The sequence below is a fragment of the Pilimelia anulata genome (assembly GCF_014647895.1).
GTDB classification, from domain to species: Bacteria; Actinomycetota; Actinomycetes; order Mycobacteriales; family Micromonosporaceae; genus Pilimelia; species Pilimelia anulata.
In genome coordinates this window covers 277,074-294,111 of sequence record NZ_BMQB01000004.1, presented here as the reverse complement: position 1 = coordinate 294,111, position 17,038 = coordinate 277,074, and the positions used below count along the sequence as shown (strand labels likewise).

At 75.0% G+C, this 17,038-nt stretch carries 18 protein-coding genes and 1 CRISPR repeat array; all 18 genes read right to left on the bottom strand.

What is annotated here, in order from left to right; translation table 11 throughout:
* Positions 1-24 precede the first annotated feature (24 nt).
* The 18 genes from IEY94_RS11520 to casA all read right to left on the bottom strand — a co-directional run bounded on the left by IEY94_RS11520 (position 25) and on the right by casA (position 16,834).
* Positions 25-1,389 carry an ABC transporter permease gene (locus tag IEY94_RS11520; protein WP_189170263.1) on the bottom strand — a complete coding sequence of 455 codons (1,365 nt, stop codon included), beginning with the start codon at positions 1,387-1,389 and terminating at the stop codon, positions 25-27.
* Positions 1,383-2,756: an ABC transporter permease gene (locus IEY94_RS11515; protein WP_189170101.1), complete on the bottom strand. Its 1,374-nt coding sequence runs from the start codon at positions 2,754-2,756 to the stop codon at positions 1,383-1,385. Before IEY94_RS11515 ends, IEY94_RS11520 begins: the two co-directional genes overlap by 7 nt.
* Entirely contained in the window at positions 2,753-4,282 is a 1,530-nt protein-coding gene (locus IEY94_RS11510; RefSeq protein WP_189170100.1) for an ABC transporter ATP-binding protein, read from the bottom strand. The genes IEY94_RS11515 and IEY94_RS11510 overlap by 4 nt, the downstream gene beginning before the upstream one ends.
* Positions 4,283-4,306: 24 nt before the next feature.
* Positions 4,307-5,395, bottom strand: a complete 1,089-nt coding sequence (locus tag IEY94_RS11505; RefSeq protein ID WP_189170099.1) for a BMP family lipoprotein — start codon at positions 5,393-5,395, stop codon at positions 4,307-4,309.
* 159 nt (positions 5,396-5,554) lie between these two features.
* Positions 5,555-5,902, bottom strand: coding sequence for a hypothetical protein (locus IEY94_RS11500; protein WP_189170098.1), 348 nt, complete (start codon positions 5,900-5,902; stop codon positions 5,555-5,557).
* A gap of 28 nt (positions 5,903-5,930) precedes the next feature.
* Entirely contained in the window at positions 5,931-6,179 is a 249-nt protein-coding gene (locus IEY94_RS11495) for an SCO4848 family membrane protein (protein WP_189170097.1), read from the bottom strand.
* A gap of 70 nt (positions 6,180-6,249) precedes the next feature.
* A complete protein-coding gene (locus IEY94_RS11490) occupies positions 6,250-6,696 on the bottom strand; it encodes a hypothetical protein (RefSeq protein WP_189170096.1) in 447 nt (148 codons plus the stop codon).
* 47 nt (positions 6,697-6,743) lie between these two features.
* Positions 6,744-7,664, bottom strand: coding sequence for an AEC family transporter (locus IEY94_RS11485; RefSeq protein ID WP_189170095.1), 921 nt, complete (start codon positions 7,662-7,664; stop codon positions 6,744-6,746).
* A 4-nt stretch (positions 7,665-7,668) separates the two neighbouring features.
* Positions 7,669-8,505 carry a YhjD/YihY/BrkB family envelope integrity protein gene (locus IEY94_RS11480; RefSeq protein ID WP_189170094.1) on the bottom strand — a complete coding sequence of 279 codons (837 nt, stop codon included), beginning with the start codon at positions 8,503-8,505 and terminating at the stop codon, positions 7,669-7,671.
* Positions 8,502-9,020, bottom strand: a complete 519-nt coding sequence (locus IEY94_RS11475) for a 2'-5' RNA ligase family protein (RefSeq protein WP_189170093.1) — start codon at positions 9,018-9,020, stop codon at positions 8,502-8,504. The genes IEY94_RS11480 and IEY94_RS11475 overlap by 4 nt, the downstream gene beginning before the upstream one ends.
* A gap of 3 nt (positions 9,021-9,023) precedes the next feature.
* Positions 9,024-10,052 carry a tryptophan--tRNA ligase gene (gene trpS, locus IEY94_RS11470; RefSeq protein WP_189170092.1) on the bottom strand — a complete coding sequence of 343 codons (1,029 nt, stop codon included), beginning with the start codon at positions 10,050-10,052 and terminating at the stop codon, positions 9,024-9,026.
* Positions 10,053-10,232: 180 nt separating this feature from the next.
* A CRISPR array of direct repeats spans positions 10,233-10,688; the repeat unit is 28 nt; unit sequence GGAAGATCCCCGCGCGTGCGGGGACGAC.
* An 18-nt stretch (positions 10,689-10,706) separates the two neighbouring features.
* Complete coding sequence (gene cas2e, locus IEY94_RS11465; RefSeq protein WP_189170091.1) at positions 10,707-10,985, bottom strand: type I-E CRISPR-associated endoribonuclease Cas2e; 279 nt, start codon at positions 10,983-10,985, stop codon at positions 10,707-10,709.
* Positions 10,982-11,971, bottom strand: a complete 990-nt coding sequence (cas1e, locus tag IEY94_RS11460; RefSeq protein ID WP_189170090.1) for a type I-E CRISPR-associated endonuclease Cas1e — start codon at positions 11,969-11,971, stop codon at positions 10,982-10,984. The genes cas2e and cas1e overlap by 4 nt, the downstream gene beginning before the upstream one ends.
* A gap of 7 nt (positions 11,972-11,978) precedes the next feature.
* Entirely contained in the window at positions 11,979-12,683 is a 705-nt protein-coding gene (gene cas6e, locus IEY94_RS11455; protein WP_189170089.1) for a type I-E CRISPR-associated protein Cas6/Cse3/CasE, read from the bottom strand.
* 2 nt (positions 12,684-12,685) lie between these two features.
* On the bottom strand, positions 12,686-13,486 hold the full coding sequence (cas5e, locus tag IEY94_RS11450) for a type I-E CRISPR-associated protein Cas5/CasD (protein WP_189170088.1): 801 nt from the start codon (positions 13,484-13,486) through the stop codon (positions 12,686-12,688).
* Complete coding sequence (gene cas7e / locus IEY94_RS11445) at positions 13,483-14,673, bottom strand: type I-E CRISPR-associated protein Cas7/Cse4/CasC (RefSeq protein WP_189170087.1); 1,191 nt, start codon at positions 14,671-14,673, stop codon at positions 13,483-13,485. The genes cas5e and cas7e overlap by 4 nt, the downstream gene beginning before the upstream one ends.
* The gene (gene casB, locus IEY94_RS11440) at positions 14,670-15,218 is read right to left on the bottom strand and encodes a type I-E CRISPR-associated protein Cse2/CasB (protein ID WP_189170086.1); all 549 of its coding nucleotides are present in this window, start codon (positions 15,216-15,218) and stop codon (positions 14,670-14,672) included. Before casB ends, cas7e begins: the two co-directional genes overlap by 4 nt.
* Positions 15,215-16,834 (bottom strand): type I-E CRISPR-associated protein Cse1/CasA, encoded by a 1,620-nt coding sequence (casA, locus tag IEY94_RS11435; protein WP_268244836.1) that lies wholly within the window; start codon positions 16,832-16,834, stop codon positions 15,215-15,217. The genes casB and casA overlap by 4 nt, the downstream gene beginning before the upstream one ends.
* Positions 16,835-17,038 lie beyond the last annotated feature (204 nt).

The following is a 17,038-nucleotide window of genomic DNA, read 5'->3' as shown; positions in this document are numbered from 1 at the left end:
GCCCGCCGCGGCATGTCCGCGGTGTCAGTGCCCGGCGTACGGCTTGCCGTCCGCGGCTGGCGCCCGGACCCGCCCGACGAGCCCGGCGACGGCGAGGATCGTGGCCAGGTACGGCAGCATCTGCAGGAACTCGCTCGGGATCACCGAGTCGATCGTCCCCAGGTACGTCTGGAGCTGGTCGGCGAAGCCGAAGAACAGCGCCGCCAGCAGCGCCCCCACCGGCGACCAGCGGCCGAAGATCAGCGCGGCCAGCGCGATGAACCCCTTGCCGCCGATCATGTCCTTGGTGAAGGAGAAGCTGACCAGCGTGTACGACGCCCCGCCCACCCCGGCGACCGCCCCGGCGGCGAGCACGTTGCGGTACCGCAGCCGCCGCACCCGCACGCCGACGGTGTCCGCGGCGGTCGGGTGCTCGCCGACGGCCCGGGTGCGCAGCCCCCACCGGGTGCGCGCCAGGCCGAGGTGCAGCGCGACGACGAGCGCGACAGCCAGGTACGCGAACAGCGTCCCCCGCCCCAGTACCGGCCCGAGCACGGGCAGGTCGGCGAGCGGGCCGAGCTGCCACTCGGCGAACTTCGGCGGCTCGTTGTAGCGGACCTGGTCGGTCTGCATCAGCCGCTCGTACAGGAACCCGGTGAGCCCGATCGCGAGCAGGTTCAGCACGATCCCGAGGACGACCTGGTCGACGAGGTACCGGATCGCGAACACCGCGAGCAGCGCCGAGACCAGCACCCCGCCCAGCGCCGCCGCCACCAGCCCGACCCAGGGGCTCTGCGCGAGCGTGCCGAGCAGCGCCCCGCCGAACGCGCCCATCAGCAGCTGGCCCTCGATGGCCACATTGACCACACCGGACCGCTCGCACAGCACCCCGCCGAGCGCCCCGAAGATCAGCGGCAGCGCGAGCAGGAACGTGCCGCGCAGGGTGCTGGCCAGCGGCAGGAAGTTCTGCCCGGCCGGCGCGGCCGAGACCTGCCAGCAGAGGAACGACAGCACCACCCCGATGACCCCGACCCCGAGCAGCACCCGCTCGACCCGCCGCCGAACCCGCTCGCCGCCGGCACCGCCCGCGCTCCCGCCGCCCGCGGCCGCGCCGCCGCCGGCGCCCGCCGCGCCGTCGGCGGGCGCACCGCCGGCCGGGTCCGCGGCGCCGGGTCGGGGCAGCAGCAGCGCCGCGCCCGCCAGCGCCGCCAGCACCCCGAACGCCACCGCCCCGCCGCGCCCCGGTACGCCGACCCCCGCGCCCCCGGCCCCCTCGCCGAAGGTGAACCGCGCGGCCGCCGGGCCCGCCGCCGCCCCGAACCCGGCCGCCGCGCCCAGCCCCGCCAGCACCAGCCCGGCGCCGATCCGCCGCGCCCGCCGCACCGCCGGTGCCGCCACCGCGCTCACCAGCCCCTCGTCAGCGCGGCCCGCGGCGCCGCGGCGCGCGCCGGCCGCAGCCGCAGCAGCGCCCGGACCAGCGCCGGCGCCGCGATCAGCAGCACGATCAGGGCCTGCAGTACGGTCACCAGCTCCAACGAGATCCCGGCCGCCGACTGCATCGCGTTGCCGCCGGCCCGCAGCGCCCCGAACAGCAGCGCCGCCGCCACCACGCCCCACGGCCGGACCCGGCCGAGCAGCGCCACGAGGATCCCGTCGAACCCGATCTGCGCCACCACCAGCGGCGTCAGCGTGCTCGCCGTCGCCCCCAGCACCGACTGCGCCCCGGCCAGCCCGGCCAGCGCGCCGGAGAGCGCGAGCACCAGCGTGTACGTGCCGCCGACGCCGATCCCGGCGGTGCGCGCGGCGTCCGGGTTGGCGCCGACGGCGCGGACGGCGAAGCCGACCGTGGACCGGTCCAGCAGCCAGGCCACGGCCGCCGCGGCGGCGAGTGCCAGCAGCAGCCCGGCGTCCACCCGCAGCTCCCCGCCGAGCAGCCGGGGCAGCCGGGCGCTGCCGTCGACCGGGCGGGAGATCAGGTCGGTGCGGCCGGGGTCCTGCACGCCCGGCTGCCGGATCACCCAGGTGAGCAGCGCGAACGCGACGTAGTTCAGCATGATCGTGTTGATCACCTCGTGCGCGCCGGTCCGCGCCTTGAGGTAGCCGGGCACGAACCCCCACAGCGCCCCGCCGAGCGCCCCGGCGAGCACGGCCGCCACGAGGTGCAGCCCGACGGGCAGCGGCAGCAGGAAGCCGGTCAGCGCCGCCGCGATCACCCCGGTCGTCGCCTGGCCCTGCGCGCCGATGTTGAACAGCCCGCCGCGGAAGGCCAGCGCCACCGCCAGCCCGGTGAGGACCAGCGGCGCCGCGTACGTCAGGGTCTCCGAGATCGGGTACAGCACGTCCCGCCAGCCGGCGTCGCCGGCCCGCCACGCGGCGACGGTGCCGGGGTCCACGACGGACCCCCTGAGCAGGTTCCCGTACGCCGCGGCGAGCACCTCGCCGGTCCGGCCCAGCGCGTCGCCGGGCCGGGCGAGGAAGTACCCGTACGCGGCCAGCGCCCGCTGGTCCGACAGCACTGCGAGCACCCCGCCGGCGAGCAGCGCCAGGCCGACGGCCAGCGCGGTGACGGTGACCGGGTTCGCCGACCAGACGTGGTGCAGGAAGCGGCGGGCGACGGTGTCCGGCTCGTGCCGCCCGGCCGGCGGCGCGGCCGGCGGGTCCAGCGCGGCGTCGGCCCGGGCCCGCGCGGCGTGCCGCTCGGCCCGCACGACCTCCTTGTCCGGCGACCCGCCGCCGGCCGCACCGCTGCCGCCCGTCGGGTCCCGGTCGTCGCTCACGCGGCACCGTCCCGGCCGTCGCCGGGGTCGGGGGCGCCGGCCATCAGCAGACCGATCCGCTCCCGCGGCGTGTCCGCCGGCAGCACCGCGCGCACCCGCCCCCGGTACATCACCGCGACCCGGTCGGCCAGCCCGAGCACCTCGTCCAGCTCGCTGGAGATCAGCAGCACCGCCGTACCCGCGGCCCGGGCGGCCAGGATCCGCCCGTGGAGCTGCTCGATCGAGCCGACGTCCACCCCGCGGGTCGGCTGCGCGGCGACCAGCAGCGACAGCGGCCGGGACAGCTCCCGCGCCATGATCACCTTCTGCTGGTTCCCGCCGGACAGCGTGCCCGCCGGCGCGTCCACGGCGGGCGGCCGGATGTCGTACTCCGCCACCCGCTCCGCCGCGGCCGCGGCGACCGCCGCCGGCCGCAGCGCGAGCCCGCGCGCGTACGGCGGCCGGTGGTACGTGTCCAGCACCAGGTTCTCGGCGACGGTGAACTCGCGGACCAGCCCGTCGGCGCTGCGGTCCTCCGGCACGTACCCGACGCCGGCGCCGAGGATCCGCCGGGTCGACCAGCCGGTGACGTCGGTGCCGGACAGCGCCACCCGCCCCGCCGCCGCCCGGCGCAGCCCCAGCACCGCCTCGGCCAGCTCGGTCTGCCCGTTGCCCTGCACGCCGGCGACGCCGAGCACCTCGCCCGCCCGCACGGTCAGGTCCACGCCGTCGACCGCGCGCTGGCCGCGGTCGTCGACCACCACCAGCTCGGCCAGCGACAGCACCGGCCGCCCCGGCGCGGCCGGTGGCTTGGTCACGGTCAGCGCGACGGACCGGCCGACCATCAGCGCGGCCAGCTCGGCGGCGGGCGCGCCGGGGTCGGCGGCGCCGACGATCCGGCCGCGCCGGATCACCGTGAGCCGGTCGGCCACCGCGCGGACCTCGCGCAGCTTGTGCGTGATGAACACGATGGACGTACCGGCGTCGCGCAGCGCCCGCAGCACCGCCAGCAGCTCGTCGGTCTCCTGCGGCGTCAGCACCGCGGTCGGCTCGTCCAGGATGAGCAGCCGGACGTCCCGGGTCAGCGCCTTGATGATCTCCACCCGCTGCTGCACGCCGACCGGCAGGTCCTCGACCACGGCGTCCGGGTCGACCCGCAGCCCGTACCGGGCGGAGACGTCGGCCACCTCGCGCCGGGCCCGGCGGGCGTCCAGCCAGCCCAGCGGGCCGCGGGTGCGCTCGGCGCCGAGCAGGACGTTCTCCGCGACGGTGAACACCGGGACGAGCATGAAGTGCTGGTGCACCATCCCGATCCCGGCGTCGATCGCGTCCCGCGGCGACCGGAACCGGCGGGCCGCGCCGTCGACCAGGATCTCGCCCTCGTCCGGCTCGTGCAGCCCGTACAGGACGTTCATCAGGGTGGACTTGCCGGCGCCGTTCTCGCCCAGCAGCGCGTGGATCTCGCCCGGCTCGACGGTCAGGTCGATCCGGTCGTTGGCCACCAGGTCGCCGAAGCGCTTGGTGATCCCGCGCAACTCCAGCCGCATCCGGCCGCCTCCCCGACGCCGCCGCTACTTCGGCTGCGCCGCCGAGGTGACCTTGATCTTCCCGTCGATGATCTGCTGCTTGAGCCCGTCCACCTCGTTCTTGACCTGGAGCGACAGCTTCGCCTCGAACTGGTGGTACGGCGCCAGCGACACCCCGTTGTTGGCCAGCGTCCCGAGGTACCGCGGCTCCCCGGCCAGCGCCTGCCCGCCCGCGCCCTTGAGCACGGCGGCCTTCACCGCGTCCGGGATGTTCTTGACGACCGTGGTGAGGAACGACCGGCAGTACTGCGCCGCGCTCTCGCAGCCGTCGATGTCCACCCAGATCACCACGTACTTGCCGGTGTTGCGCTGCGCGTCGGCGGCCGTGCCGAGCCCGGCCCGGCCGGCGACCGGCATGACCACGTCGGCGCCGCCGGCGACCAGCGCGTCGCTGACCTTCTTGCCGGCGTCCTGCTTGACGAAGTCGTTGGTGAACGAGCCGGTCTGGCTGGCCTTGTTCCAGCCGAGCACCTTCACGTCGGCGCCCTTGACCTTGTTGAAGTGGGCGACGCCGTCGGCGAACCCGTCCATGAACACGGTCACCGGCGGGATCTTCATGCCGCCGTAGGTGCCGACCTTCCCGGTCTTGCTGTACCCCGCGGCCAGGTACCCGGCGAGGAACGCCGCCTGCGCGGTGTCGAACTGCATCGAGTACACGTTGCGCAGCGCCGAGGCCGCGTCCACGATGCCGAACTGCTGGTCGGCGTGCGCCCTGGCCACCTTCGCCGTGGCGTCGGCCATCAGCCCGCCGACGGCCAGGATGAACCCGCAGTCCTGGTTCAGGAAGCCGGTCAGGTTCGGCTCGTACGCCGACTCGGCCGTGGAGGCGACGTACTTCTTCTCGATCGAGTCGTCCTCCTTGGCCGCCAGCTCGATGCCGCGCCACGCGGAGGTGTTGAACGACCGGTCGTCGATGCCGCCGACGTCGGTCACCATGCACGCGGTGTACTGCTTGTCGGACCCGTTCCCGCTCGGCGCCTTGTCCGGCGCCTCGCCGCAGGCGGCGGTGCCCGCGACGAGGCCGCCGAGCAGCAGCGCGGCCAGCAGGCGGCGGGTGGCGGTCGGACGGGCCATGCGCGCTCCTTCGCTCGGGCGGCACGCGGGCGCCCCGGCGCGGGCGGCCCCCGGGAGTGCCTCACCCCGGGTACGTGCCGGCCGCCCGAGCGTAACCCCTGCCGAGGTGTTTTGTGGTCCGCACGGCAATCGTGATCGTTTCGTGCCCGGCTGTCCGGATCAGCGCCAGAACGTCGCCACTGCCGCATTCACCAGGGTCAGCCCGACGATCGCGAGGAAGTGCCCGCGCGCCACCACGTCGCGCTTGCGGGAGAAGAACACCATGATGAAGATCAGTACGGCGAACACGCCCTTGACCACCAGCTTCGCCGGGTCGGGCTCGGCGTCCCCGCCGCCGCGCAGCGGCGCCGCGAGCCCCACCCCCGTCACCACCTGGACGATCGCGCCCCACAGCATCGCCCGGTTGATCCGGACCGGGCCGGTCACGAGCTGGGCGACCGCGCCGCCCAGCAGCAGGGCGAAGCCCAGCAGGTGCAGGTAGCGCAGGCTGTGCAGAAGGAGGTCCACGGCGACTCCGTATCGTCGGCGCCCCGGCTCAGCGGGGCGCGCGGGTGGCTCGCCACGCGCGGATCCCCAACCAGGCCACGGCGGTGCCGAGGACCAGCGAGGCGGCGATGAGCGCGGCGTGCACCCAGAGGAAGGACGTGGGTGCCCCGCCGCCGACGACCCCGCCGGACCACGACCGGGCGTCGCGCCAGATGGCCACGGCGAACCGCGGCCAGATCAGCCAGGACCAGGCACCGACGCCGACCAACAACGCCGCCCACCTGCGGGAGAGCACCACGCGCGCGAGTATGCCAGCCCGCCGCCAGCGCACCCCGCACCCCCGCCGCGCCGCGACCGCGCGGCCCCGCTCAGTCGCGCGGCAGCGCCGCCCAGATCCGGCCGAACGCCGCCCGCACCTCCGCCGGCTCCGGCGCCTCCTCCCCGGCTGCGGCGTCGGCGCCGTCGCCGTCCGCCGGCTCCGGGTGGCTGGCCACGTACGAGCCGACGGCGTACGGGTCGTCGTCGAACGGGTCCCCCACGTACTCCCCGTCCGCGCCCGTCCACTGCCGGGCGGCGGCCAGCTCGGCCCGGATCTCGTCCACCGACACCTTCGGCCACATCGGCTCGACCACCGCGACCACCTCGTCGTCGGCGGCCACCGCACCGGCCAGCCCGAGCGCGTGCGCCCGCTCGTACGGCCCGCACACCACCGGCTCCCACGACCCGTCGTCGGCCAGCGGCCCGAACGTGATCAGCCACGGCAGCGCGTACTCCGGCGCCCCCTCGGCGAGCTGGACGGTCACCAATGCCCCCATGCGCCGATCATCGCGAACCCCGCCGCCCGGCGCGGCGAAACGCCCGCTCAGCCCCCTGCCGGGAGGACCGCCGCGACCAGCCAGATCGTCACCATCGCCAGCGCGGTCGTCACGACGATCGCCCGGGTGGCGAGCGCGACGGCGGTGCCGTACTCGGCCGCCAGCACGTACGTCACCTGCGCGGTCGGCAGCGCCGCGAACACCGTCACCGCCCGCACCCCGTCCGGCGGCAGGTGCAGCCCCCACCGCGCCACCGCGTACGTCAGCACCGGCTGCGCCACCAGCTTCAGCGCCCCGAGGGCGGCCAGCTCCCGCCGGTCCACCGGCGGGTCCGCGGGCGGCGCGGCCAGCGACATGCCCAGCGCGACCAGCGCCGCCGGCACGGCGGCCGCGCCGAGCGTCGAGGCGCAGGTCCCGACGAACGCCGGCACCGACCACCCGGCCGCCGCGACGCCCGCGCCCGCCGCGCACGCGATGATGATCGGATTGCGCAGCGGCAGGGTCAGCAGCCGGGCCAGCGGCGGCCGCCCGCCGCCCCCGGCCCGGTCCAGCAGCACGATCATCAGCGGCGTCAGCAGCAGCACCTGCACGCCGATCGCCGCCACCACCACCGTCGACCCGCCGAGCACGTGCAGCGCCACCGGGATGCCGAGGTTGGCGGAGTTCACGTACCCCGCGACCATCCCGGCGATCGCCCGCTCCCCCGGCTCGCGGGCGAACCACCGCGCGCTCACCCAGTACCCCGCCGCGCCCACCGCCAGCGACCCGGCCAGGAACGCCGCCCCCGCCGCGAGCAGCCCCCGGTCGAACCCGCCCGCCGCCACCCGCCCGAACAGCGCCGCCGGCATCGCCAGGTGCAGCACGAACCGGCTCAGCGCCCGCTCGGCGCCGCCATCCAGCAGCCCCGCCCGCCGGGCCAGCCAGCCCAGCGCGGCCAGCACCCAGATCAGCCCGAACGCCGCCAGCATCCGGCTAGCGCGCGGCCCGGCCGCGACCGGCGCTCGTCGCGGCCCAGGCGGCGCCGAACAGCAGGATCTGGTTGAACAGGTACAGGTACAGCAGCAGCCCCGCCGCCCCCGTCACCAGGCTGTACGCGGGGTTGTGCCGGACGTACGCGATCACCGCCTGCCCGGCGGTGTTCAACAGCGTGATCCCGACCGCGACCAGCCAGACCGCCGGCAGCAGCCGGTCCAGCTTCAGCCGCACCCGGGCCACCCCGCCGAGCAGCGCCGCGGCGATCAGCACGTTCAGCGCCACCGACGACACCCAGCCGAGCACCGCCACCGCCGCCGACGCCCCGCCCGAGGCCAGCGCGACCAGGCTCTCCAGCGCGTAGAACACCGTCATCGACACCGTGACCAGCACGAGCAGCCCGACCAGCAGCGCCAGGTCCACCAGCCACCGGCGCACCGGGTGCCCCGGCTGCTGCGCCACCCCGTGCACGTGCCGCTGCGACGACCGGATCGACTCGATCCAGCCCACCCCGGTGATCATCAACCCGACCAGGCCGATCAGGCCCGTGTGCCCGCGGCTGGCCGCGATCGCCCGCGGCTCCAGCCACGGCAGGTTCTGGCTGAGGAAGTCGTCGACGGTCCGGAAGATGTCCCCGTCGTACGCGAGCAGGTACCCCAGCAGCGAGTACGCCAGCAGCGCCAGCGCGAAGCAGGCGAAGAACCCGTAGTACGCGATCGCCGCCGCCAGCCGCGACCCGAACACCTCGTCGTACCGCGCCCCCGCCCGCCACAGGTGATCACACCACGCGTACCGCAGCCGCACCCGCGCCAGCCCGCGCAGCCACCGGCTCGTCACCCGGCCAGCCCGAACGCCCGCCGCGGCCGCCAGCGCCCGCCGCCATCCCCCAGGTACAGCCGGAACCCGGTCACCGAGAACTCCGCCGTGAAGTCGGCCAGCGCCGCCTCCACCCCGTCCAGCACGTCACCCGGCACGTTGTGCGCGACCGTCACGTGCGGGTGGAACGGGTACCCCGACTCCGGCGCCAGCCCCGCGAACGCCGCCAGCTCCGCCGCCAGCGCCACCGACTCCGCGAACCCGCCGACCACCCGCACGAACACCACGTCGCTGACCGGCCGGAAACTGCCCGTACCGCGCAGCCGCAGCTCGTACGGCGCGGTCCGCGCCGCGACCGCGCCCAGGTGCTCCTCCAACCCCGGCAGCCGCTCCCCCGGCAGCCGGGCCGGCGGCAGCAGCGTGAGGTGCGGCGGCACCTCGCCGGCCAGGGGATCGCCGGCGCGCACCCGGTGCTCGTGCAGGATGTCGCCGCGCGGCGGGGGGACGTTCACCACGACCCCGACCAGGACCGCCACGGCTCAGCCGCGGCCGGCGGCCAGGAAGCCGACCCGCTCGTACACCTCGGCCAGCGTCCCCGCCGCCACCTCGCGCGCCCGCGCGGCCCCCGCCGCGAGCACCTTGTCGAGCTGCGCCGGGTCGTCCAGCAGCGCGGCCGTCCGCTCCCGGATCGGGGCGGCGAATTCCACGTACGCGTCGGCGAGATCCTTCTTGAGATCCCCGTACCCCCGCCCCTCGTACGCGGCCGCCAACTCCGCCACCGACCGCCCGGACAGCGCCGAGAAGATCGTCAGCAGGTTGCTCACGCCCGGCTTGCCCTCCGGGTCGAACCGGACCTCCCGCCCGGTGTCGGTCACCGCCGACCGGAACTTCTTCGCCGCCCGCGCCGGCTCCTCCAGCAGGTCGACCACGCCCCCCGGCGAGGACGACGACTTGGACATCTTCGCCGTCGGGTCCTGCAGGTCGGTGATCCGCGCGGTGTCCTTCACGATGTGCGCCGCCGGCACCCGGAACGTGTCGCCGAACTCCCGGTTGAACCGCTGGGCCAGATCCCGGGTCAACTCCAGGTGCTGCCGCTGGTCCTCGCCCACCGGTACGGCGTGCGCCCGGTACAGCAGGATGTCCGCGGCCTGCAGGATCGGGTACGTGAACAGCCCTACGCTGGACCGGTCCGCGCCCTGCTTGGCCGACTTGTCCTTGAACTGCGTCATCCGGCTCGCCTCGCCGAACCCGGTGATGCAGTTCAGCACCCAGGCGAGCTGCGCGTGCTCGGGCACCTGCGACTGGACGAACAGGGCGCAGCGCTCGGGGTCGACGCCGACGGCGAGGAGCTGGGCGGCGGCGACGCGGGTACGGCGGCGCAGGACCGCCGGATCATGGCCCATGGTGATGGCGTGCAGGTCGACGACGCAGTAGAACGCCTCGTACTCCTCCTGCATCGCCACCCAGTGCCGGACGGCGCCCAGGTAGTTGCCCAGGTGGAAGGAGTCCGCCGTGGGCTGGATCCCCGACAGCAGGCGCTCGCGCGATGAAACGTCCCGGTCAACCATCCCGCTATTCAACCAGGCCGACCTTGCGGCCCGCGGCACTCGCTCACCCAGCCGAGCAAGCCACCCGCGAGGGTCGGCCCTCTGACCGCGGATGGCCGGGAGCGAGCCGGCTTGTGCAGGTGGGCACCATCCCACGCAGGCGGGTGATGACGACGGGGTCAGCCCGCTGACGCCGATGAGGGACGATCCCTGCGCGAGCGGGGACGACATCGAGCAGAGCAGGGTGTTGAGGCAGCCGGACGGAAGATCCCCGCGCGTGCGGGGACGACGGAAAGAACGAGCTACGCGACATGGTCCGCGAAGGAAGATCCCCGCGCGTGCGGGGACGACAGTGCAACCGGCAGCTCAAGGACACCGCGAGCCCGGAAGATCCCCGCGCGTGCGGGGACGACTCGATGGCCCGCTCCAGCATCGCCAGGCTGAGCGGAAGATCCCCGCGCGTGCGGGGACGACATCGACCCCGACATCATCGCCGTCCGCGAAGGGGGAAGATCCCCGCGCGTGCGGGGACGACGTGATGCGCGACGGGTGGGTCGACGCGACGGTGGGAAGATCCCCGCGCGTGCGGGGACGACCTGGCCGCCGAGCTGCTGGCCCAGCAGTCGGGGGGAAGATCCCCGCGCGTGCGGGGACGACACTTGCTGAGCTGGGGGTTTACCGGCGCGGTCGGGCCATCAGGATCAGTCCGTCCAGGTCCACCGGCACCCACCGATCCCGCCTCGCTGTCCGTACCGCCCAGCCCTGCTCATTCCCCGCCGGTTCCACCATGATCACCTGCCCGTCCCCGATCCGATCGGCGAGCAGGTTCCACAGCCGGTCCCGGATCCGCGCACTCGGACTCCCCACGAACACCCCCGCCGCCGCCTCGACCAGCCACCGCGTCAGATGCCCCCGCAGCCCCTCGGCCGCCGCGATCAGCACGATGACCGTCACCAGTCGACCCTCGGCTCCTCGATCTCCGGCCCGGTCACCGCGATCAGGTCGAGCGCGCCGATGTCGCCGGCGTACGTCCCGGCCCAGTTGACGCCGCCCGGTACCGCGCCCACCTCGTCGTCCCACAGCGCGTTGGCGTCGTGCTCGTCGACCGGCTCGCCGTCGAGCAGCAGGCGCTTGATGTCGCCGACGATCCGCGCCATCAGCTTCCCGTCGGCGACCCGCTGGCGAAAGGCGGTCCGGATGTCGCGCTCGCTCGTCCGCCCCGCCGCCGCCAGGTCGAACGCGAGCGGAATCGTGTACTCGGCCTTGTACAGGTCGGCGATGTCCAGCACGAAGGACGTCGCGCCGCCGGTGTGCACGAAGCCGAGGGCGGGGCTGGCGCCGATGCCGACGATCGCCGCATGACAGATGCCGTACAGGCAACTGTGCCCGGCCGACAGGAGCCGGTTGACGTCGTCGCCGGCGGCGAACGGCTCACCCGGCCGGTACTGGCGGGCCTGCCACGCGACGCCGGTGCGGACGGCGTGCTCGCGGTAGACCTTCTTGATCCGGGCGCCCTCCCGGCCGCGGAGCTGCTGCATCGTGCGGGTGCCGACGTCCTCGCCGGGGAAGCGCATCGCGTACATCCGGCGGGCCACGGCGAGGCGGTGCTGCGTCCGGGTGACGAGGTACGCCTGCCGCATGACCAGCGTCCCGCCGCGCTGCGGGCCGAGGCCGTGGGCGTAGCAGCGGACGCCGTGCTCGCCGACCCAGCAGATCGCCGTACCGGAGTCGGCGAGCAGCCGCACGGCCGCCGTGGTGATCCGGGTGCCGGGCCCGAGCATCAGTGTGGCCACCATCGCGGCCGGCACCCGGATGGTCCGCTCCTTGTTGACCAGAACGACGGCGTTGTCGGCGCGGTCGACGTGGCTGCGCTCCACGTACACCGTGGAGACGCGGTCGGCGAGGCGGTGGACGTCCTGCGGGTCGCTCAGCCACCACACCGCCCGCTCACCCGCCGGCCGGCGGCGCCAGCGTGATGAGGCCGAGCCCGTACGCCTTGCCCGGGCCGACCCCGTCGAGCAGGCTCCGGCGGACCAGTTCGGGGTCGGCCACGGCGATGACGCCGTCGAACAGCGCCGCGCCGAGGGTGACCCGGTTGCCGTCGTTCTTGTCGATGGTGACCGTGCTGCGCGCCGCGACCCGGACCGGGCAGCCCTCGATCGTGTTCGGGACCGGGGCGAACCCCCACCTGGGCAGCCGGTCCACCAGCCAGGTGAGCTGCTGGCCGGCGGTGACGTGGGCCAGCCGGACGCCGCGCGGGCGGGCGCGGGCGAGGTGGCGCTCCTGCTGCGGGCTCGGATCCTTGATCTTCTTGGTGCTCACCGTCGGGTTGGCGTGCAGGCGGAAGGCGAACCGCCGCCCCCGCGCCACCCGGTCGAGCAGCGGCGCGTACGGGCGGACGCGGACCTGCTCGCCGTCGGCGCCCGGCCAGCCGGCCTGTTCGACCACATGCGCCCAGCTCGGCGCGGACCGGGTGAGGACGAGCAGCCGGAGGCGGTGCGGCTCGGGCTCCAGCCGCCAGAGGACCCGCTCCGACTCCGGCCCGGGGACCAGGCCGCCGAGGACGGCGGCGTGCAGCGCCTGCCGGTTGCGGAGGAACCGCTGGCCGCCGCGGCGCAGCGGATTGAGCATGATCTGCGACAGGTACGCCACGGTCACCACCCCAGCAGTGCGAACGGATCGTGCGCGGGCGGCGACCCGGCGGCCGCCGGGTCGGCGGCGGCGCACGTCGGTACGGTGACCCAGCCGTGGGTGACCGTCCGGGACCGGAAGCCCCGGTCGGCCGGGCGGAAGGTGGTCGGCAGGTCGTCGCGCACGTCGGTACCGGCCGGGTCGTCGTGCGTGACCGGCAGGTCGATGGCCGCCGCGGCCACCGCGCCCGCGTACCGGCGGCGGTGCGCCGGGCCGGCCTGCCACGGCACCCGGGCGAGCACGTCGGTGACCGGGCCGGACCAGCAGCCGTCCGCGGCGTCGCCGGACAGCAGCAGCGGCAGCGTCGGCGGGCACGACCGCCGGCCGAGGGCCAGCGGGAAGGCCGGCGCCCGGACGGCCGCCGCCAGCGCCCCGAGCAGTGCCGGCGGGCCGCTGACGGCGGCGACGAACACCGCGTCCTGCAGGTAGTAGCGCTGGGTCACGTGAGTGAGCTTCGCCGGCGAGGTGGACCGCTGCCGCTGGTGGCGGTCGACGCTCGCCGACAGCAGCGGGACGCCCCGGTGGTCGCTGACCGTGTGGTAGTCGCGCAGCAGGCTGCCCGGCTGGTCGGTGCGCACCCCGAGGGTCAACGCGCACAGGTCCTCGATCGGGTCCTGCCGGCGCCGGCCCTCGGCGGCGGCGAGCAGGCCGATCACGCCGGACTTGGTCGGCGCGTGGGCGGTATCGCGGCGGTTGAGCCGGCTGCGCTCGCCCCAGGACTGGATCGGACCGGCCAGCCGCAGGACGAGGCTGGCCGGGCTCACGCGGCTGCCCCGGCGAGCCGTTCGCGGGCCAGCGCCGTCACGGCCTCGACGACCGCGTCGAACGGCTGCGGGTCACCGAACGCCGCCCGTACGGCCGCGGCGGCACCGTCGGCCGGGTAGCTGGCGTGGATGGCGAGCGGGCTCAGCCCCCACTGGGCGGTGCAACCATCCAGCTCGCGAGCCAGGCGGGCGGCCGACCCGCCGGTCAGGCCGTCGCCACCGGCGTGCACCGGCGACTCGAAGGCGGACACGAGGTTGACGGGCTGGTCCGCCCGCGCGACCACGGCGACGAGCCAGGGCAGCGTCCGGTGGGCGAAGGTGTTGCCGTGCCCGCCCGGCATCGACAGCGCGAACGCCCGCAGGAACGCCGCGACCGCCGCCGCCGTGGCCTCGCGGTCGCCGTCGAGGTTCGCGGCGAGCTGATGCAGGCCCACAGTCGCGTACCGGTACAGGGTGCCGGAGGTGAACTCGACCGTGCCGAGCATCGCCGCGCCGGCGTTCTCGTCCCGCGACTTCCCGTCGTCGACGGCCGTGAAGTAGTCGAACTCCGTCTCGACACCGTGCGTGGTGAGCGCGTGCGCGACCTGGACCGCCGCGTCCACATTGAGGTGGGTCAGGTCGGCCACCATGCGCCCGAACAGCGCCACGTCGATCGGGTGCCCCTGCCGCAGCAGGTCGGCATCCACCAGCTCGGCCATCGCCTTGGTCAACGCGTCGTCGGCGAGATCCGCCAGGCCGGCGGCCTGCCCGGCGACCCGGTCGGCGATCGCGTCGAGCTGGGCGTTGCCGAGGAACAGCAGGTATGCGGTCTCGGCCGGCGGGCCGCCGGCCTCCGGGTCGCCCTTGCGGCCCTTGGTCTTGCTGGTCTTCGCCTTGATCCCGAGGCCGGTCGGCACCGCCTCGCCGAGCCGCCGGCAGGCCGCCGCGTCCAGCCCGGTGCGGGCCGCGATCCGGTCGGCGAGCAGCGCGGCGATCCGCTGCGTCCGCACGCCGAGCTGCGCCGGCGGCAGCCCCAGTTCGGTGTCGAACGCCCTGCGGGTGGCCCGCTTCCACGCCTGCGAGGAGACGCGGGCGCGCTGCACCCCGCCGTACGTGGCGTGCTTGGGGCTGCCGGCATCGTCCCGGTTGAGGTTCGACGGCGGTACGGACTGCAGGATGTGGATGTCCAGGTATGTGCGGACGGTCACGCGCTCTCCTCGACTCTCGGACGATCGGCGAACCCGGGGAAGTAGTCGATGCCCCACCGGCGGCGGACCCCGGCGGCGCCACCGAGGTCCTGCCAGGCCACCAGGTCCCCGAACAGGCGGTCGTAGTCCAGCGGCTGCCGGATGCCGCGGAGCTGGGTGACCAGGCCGCGCAGGTGGCCGACCAGCTCGTCGAGGCTGGTCGCGGTGGCCGCCGCGGTGAACCGGCGGTCCACCGCCTCCGCGCTGACCGAGTCGTCGGCGCGCAGGCGCCGCAGCGCGGCGCCGAACCCGACGCCCCGGCTGTGCATCGGGCGCTCCTGCGCCTGCTGGTGGACGGCGTACAGGCAGAGCGCACTGTGCTCGGCGGCCAGCGTGCCGGTCCGCTCCCCCTCGTCGGTGAGGGTCGTGTAGTACGACCAGAGCTGCGGCACCGAGCCCGCCGCGCGCCCCAGCCCGCGCCGCAGCGCCGCCAGGTCGGCGCCGGGCGGCCGCTCGCCCTCGTGCCGGCGCCAGTACGGCCGGTTGTCGATCGCCCTGTCGCTCATCCGTCGACCACGGCCAGAATCCTGTGGACGCTCCACCGGAAGCGAGCCTCCGCGGTACTCGCCCGCATCACGTCCTCCTTCTTCTTGTCGCTCTTGGGGTCCTTCTTCGTCTCCGCCCGGCCGCGGAACGCGGTCGGGCCGCAGGACGCGAGGATCGGTTCGACCACGGCGAAGCACTCGCGCCGCGCCGCGGCCCGCCAGGCGGCCAGCCCCTCGTCCAGCCGGTCGGGCTGCCGTTGCAGTCCCGCCAGCAGCCGGTGGACGATCGGCGACAGCCGGTGCACGAGCAGGTCGCCGGGGCGCTGGCCGCTGTCCCAGCCGGCCGGCTCGCCACCGCAGCTCCGCCGCAGGTCGTCCCCGAGGCGGTTGGCGGCGATCCGCAGCCGCTCGGCCATGGCGACCATCGCGTCCAGTTCGACACGGATCCCGCCGCCGGTCGGGTCGCTGTCGGCCAGGGCCAGCACCGGCAACGGCGTGAAGTCGGCGAGCACGTCCTCGACCACCGCGGACTGGTTGCCGTAGACGACGCCGACAGCGGCGACCCGCAGCGGATAGTCGGACGCCAGGTCGTCGCGGGCGGCCAGGTTGTGCAGGGTGCCGAGCTGGTTCGGCGACCATGGTTTGCCGGGCAGCTCCGCTCCCGGACGAGCGGCGAGCAGCGCCGACAGGCCCTGCCAGGCGGCCCGCCCCGGCTGGTGCCGGATCGGCCTGGCCACCGGGTCGCTGGCGCGCGGCTTGTCCACCGGGCGCCAGGCCGTGTGCGGCTCGTACTCCAGCAGCTTGTCCGGCAGCAGCCGGTCCCCGGCGCAGAGCACCACCTCGGCCACCTCGATGCCGGTGGTACCGGGGCGCGGCACGAGCCGGATCCGCCGGGCCTGCCAGGTGAGCAGGTCCAGCAGGCCGGTCGGGTGCCGCGTCGCCCACCCGGGCCCGGGCCGGTCGCGGTGCCACTGCGGCACGTCGTCCGGCTCGAAGCCGTGGCGCAGCAGGGGCACGTTCAGCAGGATCGTCTCGGCGAGGGTCCGGCCCAGCGGTACGACCGGTCCGATCGCCCCCAGCGGACCGGTCGGATTGCCGGTGGTCTTCCCGCCGGACACCGCCGGATCATCGGCCGCACCGGACTTGATCGCGGCGGTGTCCCAGCATTGGGCGGCCAGCAGGGCGCGCGCGGCGGTGGCCGCGTCGAGGACGGGCGGGTTGCCGTCGGTACGCGCCGCGAACAGCGGCACGTTGTTGCCGGTGGCGACCGCGGCGGACAGCACCGATGTCGGCTTGGTCTCGTCCTTGGCGGTACGCAGGTCGGCCACCTGCGCGAACGGCTTCTCGCCGAAGAGGTCGAAGCAGTCGGCGTGGCGGTCGAGGTAGGCGGCGATCCGCTCGCCGTTCAGGCGGCCGTGCTTCCAGCGGTCCGCCCAGTCCGCCTCGTCGCGCGGCGGGCCGCAGGCGTCGAGGTAGACGGGGAGCAGAACCTGACGCAGTACGGCGACGGCCTCCAACGGCTGCGCCCACGACAGGTCCGCGAGTCGATGGCCCTCGACAAGCGCCTGCCGCACCGAAACCGCCGCCCCGTCAACGACCGGAATCCACGCTTGCGACGTGAGATCGAACCGAATCACTCGGCTTCCCGCCCCTGCGTGACCTGGTCGACATCAGAAACTAGATGATCGTGTTCGCATCGACATTCGGCGGTGACTTCGTTCGTCAGGCCAGGAAGGACCGAACCAGCGGAATCATGCTGACGACCAGCCCTGCCACGGCGCCGGCGGCGCCCAGCGCCGTCAGCACAGGACGTCGCGGGTCCGGCGGAGGTGCCGACCGAT